This window comes from Candidatus Paceibacterota bacterium, assembly GCA_028714275.1.
Lineage (GTDB): Bacteria > Patescibacteriota > Minisyncoccia > Phycocordibacterales > CAINVO01 > CAINVO01.
This window is the reverse complement of record JAQTMP010000047.1, coordinates 1-5,611: the sequence shown is the minus strand read 5'-3', so window position 1 is coordinate 5,611 and position 5,611 is coordinate 1. Positions and strand designations below refer to the sequence as shown.

Annotated in this window: 5 protein-coding genes; all 5 read left to right on the top strand. The window is 45.2% G+C overall.

The window, feature by feature from the left end; all coding sequences use genetic code 11:
* Positions 1–1,083 (top strand): AI-2E family transporter (locus tag PHF79_03800; protein MDD5318905.1); only part of this gene is annotated, 1,083 nt, incomplete at its 5' end.
* A gap of 5 nt (positions 1,084–1,088) precedes the next feature.
* Positions 1,089–2,000, top strand: a complete 912-nt coding sequence (locus PHF79_03795; protein ID MDD5318904.1) for an MYG1 family protein — start codon at positions 1,089–1,091, stop codon at positions 1,998–2,000.
* A 45-nt stretch (positions 2,001–2,045) separates the two neighbouring features.
* The gene (gene obgE, locus PHF79_03790) at positions 2,046–3,083 is read left to right on the top strand and encodes a GTPase ObgE (GenBank protein ID MDD5318903.1); all 1,038 of its coding nucleotides are present in this window, start codon (positions 2,046–2,048) and stop codon (positions 3,081–3,083) included.
* 159 nt (positions 3,084–3,242) lie between these two features.
* Complete coding sequence (gene gatB, locus PHF79_03785; GenBank protein MDD5318902.1) at positions 3,243–4,781, top strand: Asp-tRNA(Asn)/Glu-tRNA(Gln) amidotransferase subunit GatB; 1,539 nt, start codon at positions 3,243–3,245, stop codon at positions 4,779–4,781.
* Positions 4,782–4,859: 78 nt separating this feature from the next.
* The coding region (locus PHF79_03780) for a hypothetical protein (protein ID MDD5318901.1) at positions 4,860–5,611 on the top strand (752 nt) is incomplete at its 3' end.

Sequence of the window (5,611 nt, the reverse complement as noted above, 5' to 3'; positions counted from 1 at the left end):
GGCAGATCCAGCAGCTCGGGCTTTAAAAACATGAGCACCAATCCGTCAAACATCCAGCCAGTAGTTCCACTCACCTCGATCCAGCATTATTTTTTGCTGGCTATTACTGCAGGCACAGCCTTGCTGACTTTTTTTATTTTTCAACCCTTCTTGGCCTCTTTTTTGCTGGCGGCCACCGCTCGTATCATCGTTTACCCTGTTTTCAAGAGGCTTGAAAAATTTTTCCATTCAGGGGTAGTGGCCTCTCTCGTGACGGTAGCCTTGCTGCTGATCGTGATCTTGTTGCCAGTCACTTTGCTGGGTTTTGAGGCTGTCCGCGAAGCTATTGATATGTATACCAAGGCTTCCAGTGGATCTGGGTCCATCACAATTTTTCTTGATCAGCTGATCAATCTTCACATCCGCCCATATTTACCTTTCGCTACGCTCAATGCTACTCAGTACATCAACAATTTATCGCAATGGTTTATCGGCAACTTTGGAACATTTTTTTCCAACACTTTTGGTATCGGCTTCAAACTTTTCTTGGCCCTCTTTGCTTCTTTCTATTTTTTAAAAGACGGCCGCAAGTTTCTTTCGACTCTCAATACGCTCAGTCCTTTGCCTGATGAGCACAACGCTTCCATTGCCAAGGTTTTGCGTAGGACGATCATGTCGGTAATAGTCGGATCCTTGGTGGTGGCCATTGTGCAGGGTGTTTTGGCCGGCATAGGGTACAGCATTTTCGGAGTGCCAAGCGCTGCTCTTTGGGGAGCTTTGACCGGAATCATGTCGTTGGTGCCCGGCTTCGGCACCTCCTTGGTTTTTGTACCGATCATTGTTTCGCTTTTCTTTTTTGGATCAAAAGGGGCGGCCCTCGGTCTGGCTATCTGGGCGGCGCTGGCGGTAGGCATGATTGACAATTTTATGGTGCCAAAGCTCATTGGCCGAGGAATCAATATTCATCCTCTTTTAACGCTTTTTGCTATTTTAGGCGGCATCAGCTTCTTTGGTCCGGAAGGTTTTTTGCTCGGGCCGCTTGTTTTGAGTCTCTTCATTGCTCTCTTGGATCTTTCAAAAGGCCACGGTAGTAGTCTTGCTTAATATCTATGTTAAAAAAGCCTTCGAGGATTACAGTTGTGACCCACGGAGGTTTTTTTCATCCGGATGATGTTTTTTCAGTAGCCGTCTTGAAGTTGCTTTTAGAAAAATTTAAATTGATCCGCAGTCGCGACCTAAAATATATTTCTGAGGCGGATTATGTAGTAGATGTTGGAGGAGTTTATGACCCTAAGAAAAAAAGATTTGATCATCATCAGGAGGGAGGTGCTGGAAAACGGGACAATGGGATACCCTATGCCTCCTTTGGTTTGGTGTGGAAAGAGTACGGGCAAAAAATCACCGGCTCAGAAAAGGTAGCGGCTTTGATTGATGAAATGCTGGTCCAACCCATTGACGCTATGGACAATGGCAAGATGATAGTCAGACCAATCTTTGGATCAGTCATGCCATACACTATAGAGGATATGTTTTTTGCATATGAGGCTGAGGTAGAATCAGATCCTTCCAATCCAAAAATCTACGATCAGATTTTTGCCAAAGTTTTGGACATGGCTTTGACGGTGCTGCGTTTGGAAATCAAAAAGGCTCAGCACAAAGTCAGTGACAATCAAAAGGTGCGCAAAATCTACACGGCGTGGCAAGCCCAAGGGGGCGATCCGCGTCTGATGATTTTGCCGTCGCGGACCCGTTTTTTTGCCAAAGATTTCCCTAAGTTGCTTTTTGTGGTATACAAAGATGCCAACGATCATTGGTCGATCAAGGGAGTGAGCGCTGAATCAGACGCAGACACCTTTGCTCGCCGAAAATATTTTCCAGCCGCATGGGCGGGGAAAAAAGATGCGGAGCTGGCTTCAGTGACAGGGGTGCCAGACGCTCTTTTTTGCCACAACGGACGTTTTATCGCTGTAGCCAAAAGCAAAAAAGGCGCCCTTGAGTTGGCGCGGCTCGCCTTGCAGTAGTTTTTATTTATTTTTTTACTTTTTACTTAATTACTTTTTAATCCTATGGCTTTTATCGACGAACTTTCATTTCATATTAAAGCAGGACGCGGAGGCGACGGGGTGGTGCGCTGGCTGCATGAAAAAGGCAAGGAATTTATGGGACCAGCTGGGGGCGATGGGGGACGTGGAGGAGATGTCTATGTCCGAGCGGTCAGTGACCTCGGCCTGCTTTTGCGCTATCGAAATAAAAAAGAGTTTGAAGCGGAAAATGCGGGACACGGTTTTAAGAGAAGCATGCATGGAAAAAATGGTGAGGATTTGTATATTGATTTACCGGTTGGATGTATTGTGACCAACATCTCTCCTTTGTCTGAGACAAATGCTACTACCGCTGAGACCAGTATTTCTTTAGAAGAAGTGGGACAGACGACGCTGATTTTAAAAGGTGGTCGCGGCGGCTTTGGGAACGAACATTTCAAAGCCTCGACCAACGTCAAGCCGATGGAATCAACCGAAGGAAAAGATGGGGAAGAGGCGGATTTTCATATCGAACTAGAGTTGATTGCCGCGGCCGGTTTTGTGGGTCTGCCAAATGCGGGCAAGTCGAGTCTCTTAAATGCGTTGACCAATGCCAATGCTAAAATCGGCAGTTATCAATTTACCACTCTTGAGCCAAACCTCGGCGCCCTCTACGAATTTGTGTTGGCTGATATCCCTGGGCTGATCGAGGGCGCCTCCGAAGGCAAAGGCCTCGGACATAAATTTTTGCGTCATATCAAGCGCACGCGGATGCTTTTTCATTGTGTGTCGCTGGAAAGTGAAACGGCCACCGAAATGAAAAGAGCTGCCGAAAAAATGGCGGAAGACTATAAGACAGTTCGCGCTGAGCTGGCCGCTTTTGATCCGACTCTTGTGGCAAAGCCGGAATATATTATTTTTACTAAAACAGACTCGCTCGATCACAAGGTTGCTCAAGAAAAAATAAAGGTTTTCTCACAAATCATTAAAAAAATGCCGCACGCCTTTGAAGTTTCTATTCTGGATAACGAAGCGGTCAAAAAGTTGAGTCAGGATTTGGTGGGGATTTTGAGGGAGGCGTAGGTTTCGTATAATCCTAAACATTAAGGATCCGACTACGCCTTTTTATCGATATGTAATATAAAGCATAAAAATTATGTCTTATATTACATATCGGGAAAAAGTCTCCATACTCCCACACTCTCCATACTGGGATTTAAAAGATATGCTATAATCTCGCGCATGAATCCCATGAATCCGGAGCCAAAATCAGCCGCGGAAAACAAGGCGCCCGCGGCGGCCGCGGGCGCAACTCTCAAATACCTCCCCACCATCGGCCTTGAAATTCATGCTGAGCTTAAAACAACAACCAAAATGTTTTGCGGTTGTCTCAACAACCCCGACGAGGAGCACCCAAACTACAATGTTTGTCCAATCTGTATGGGTCACCCAGGCACGCTCCCGGTCATCAATAAGCAGGCTGTCAAACACGTCCTCAAAATGGGCACGGCCGTCGGAGGCACGCTCGCTGACTTTACCGAATTCGACCGCAAAAACTATTTCTATCCAGATATTCCAAAAGGCTACCAGATCAGCCAGTACAAATTTCCACTGGTGACAGGCGGCTCGCTCGCAGGGGTCGAATTGACGCGGGTGCACCTAGAAGAAGACACCGCGACTTCAAAACACGATCAGGGGGATTTTTCCCAAGTAGATTTCAACCGCGCCGGAGTCCCTTTGATGGAGCTAGTGACGGAGCCTGTTATCCATAGCGCTGAGCAGGCGGCAGATTTTGCCAAAGAGCTGCAGACTTTGCTCCGCTATCTAGGAGCCGGTGATGCGAACATGGAAAAAGGGGAGATGCGGGTGGAGGCCAATATTTCAGTGGCGCTTGCTGATGAGAATCCAGCCAAGGGTCTAGATGTCCCAGCCAAAAAGTTTGGCACCAAAGTCGAAGTCAAAAACCTAAACTCTTTTCGAGCAGCTGAACGCGCCATCACTTATGAAATTGCTCGACACATAGATCTGCTCGAGCGCGGAGAAAAAATAATTCAGGAGACACGCGGCTGGGATGAAAATAGTCAGAAAACTTTTTCGCAGCGTGTCAAAGAGGATTCACATGACTACCGATATTTTCCTGATCCAGATTTGCCAAAATTAAAACTTTCCGAAGCGCCAGAATTTTCCAAAGAAAATCTCAAAAAAGAATTACCCGAGCTGCCATGGGAAAAGCGCGCGCGTCTCAAAAATGATTTTGGCCTCAAAGACGACGATGCCGATATGTTTGTCAAAAACGAAATGTACGGAAAGTTTTTTGATTTAGTTGTAAAAAATGTAGATTTAAATAAAAACAAAGAGGTGACCAAAAAAGCGATCACCCTTGCAGCCAACTATATTGCTTCAGACGTAGCCGGATTTATAAAAAATACAGACATAAAAAATATTCCTGTATCTAACGAAGCTTTTGCCAAGCTCATGCTCATGTTGGCTGAAGGAAAGCTTTCTTCTCGCGCCGGCAAGGATATTTTAAAAATTATGTTTGAAAAAGGAGGTGACCCAGAGGCCATTGTCAACGAGCACGGCTTGATGCAAAAAAATGATGAAGGTGAACTCAAGACAATCATAGAAAAAATCCTCGCGGAATACCCGAATGTAGTAGCAGACTATAAAAATGGCAAAGAAAGCGCTCTAATGTTTTTTGTTGGACAGGGAATGAAGGCTACTAAAGGCTCCGCCAATCCAGAATTACTGAAAAAAATCACAATCGAGGCGATTCATTAACCGCCTAGTGATTTATAAGTTATCCACACTTCTCAAACACTACTTAAACATCCTTAAATATGCTATTATGTTAGACATATGAGTAACCTTCTTGACTTACGTCCCAAACAAGATCCAGAAATAGTAATTGTAGAGAAAATTGTTCTAGAAAAGAGACTCTGGTACGTCGAATCCCTCAAAATGCTAGCTGTTATAGCCATTGCTTCGGCTATTGGGTGGGGGATTTCGAATGCGGATAGTTTAGTTGCAACATCCACAAGCCTCGTTTCCACTAAAACAGATAGCTCTCAGGCTACTGTCATAGGCATCTACGGTACCATCACAAACATTGCCAGTACGACCCTAACCCTCGATGATTCTCAGGGTTCCAAATATCTAGGAATAAATCTTTTTACTGTCGATCTCACCAACCTCCAAGATATTCATTCAAATACAAACGGCAATGAAGTGCCAATCACTTTGTCGCTCGCCAATCTAAACATCGGCGACAAGATCACTGCTCGTGGCACACTTGGCGCAACGAGTACCGGAAATGAAAGTACACTTTTTGCTAAAACTATTATTGCTTTTACTTACAGTACTTCAACACCAATTGATTCAAATCTAAATGCGACTTCAACTGACGCAACTTCAACCGATCAAGTTGCAACTTCTACAAATGAAGTTGCATCATCAACAGACGCGACTTCGACACCCTCTATCCTCGACAACATCGTTAACACCATCACTGACTTTTTTGCCGGCACTTCTACAAATTCTACATCGACAGAGGCAACATCAACCGCTCCAGAAGTTGATGCTACTTCAACCGAAGCAACTTCCACTGACGC

Excerpts from the sequence above, each read along its gene's own strand:
- gatB (MDD5318902.1), top strand. The coding sequence starts at position 3,243 with ATGAATCCCATGAATCCGGAGCCAAAATCAGCCGCGGAAAACAAGGCG.
- PHF79_03795 (MDD5318904.1), top strand. The coding sequence starts at position 1,089 with ATGTTAAAAAAGCCTTCGAGGATTACAGTTGTGACCCACGGAGGTTTT.
- obgE (MDD5318903.1), top strand. The coding sequence starts at position 2,046 with ATGGCTTTTATCGACGAACTTTCATTTCATATTAAAGCAGGACGCGGA.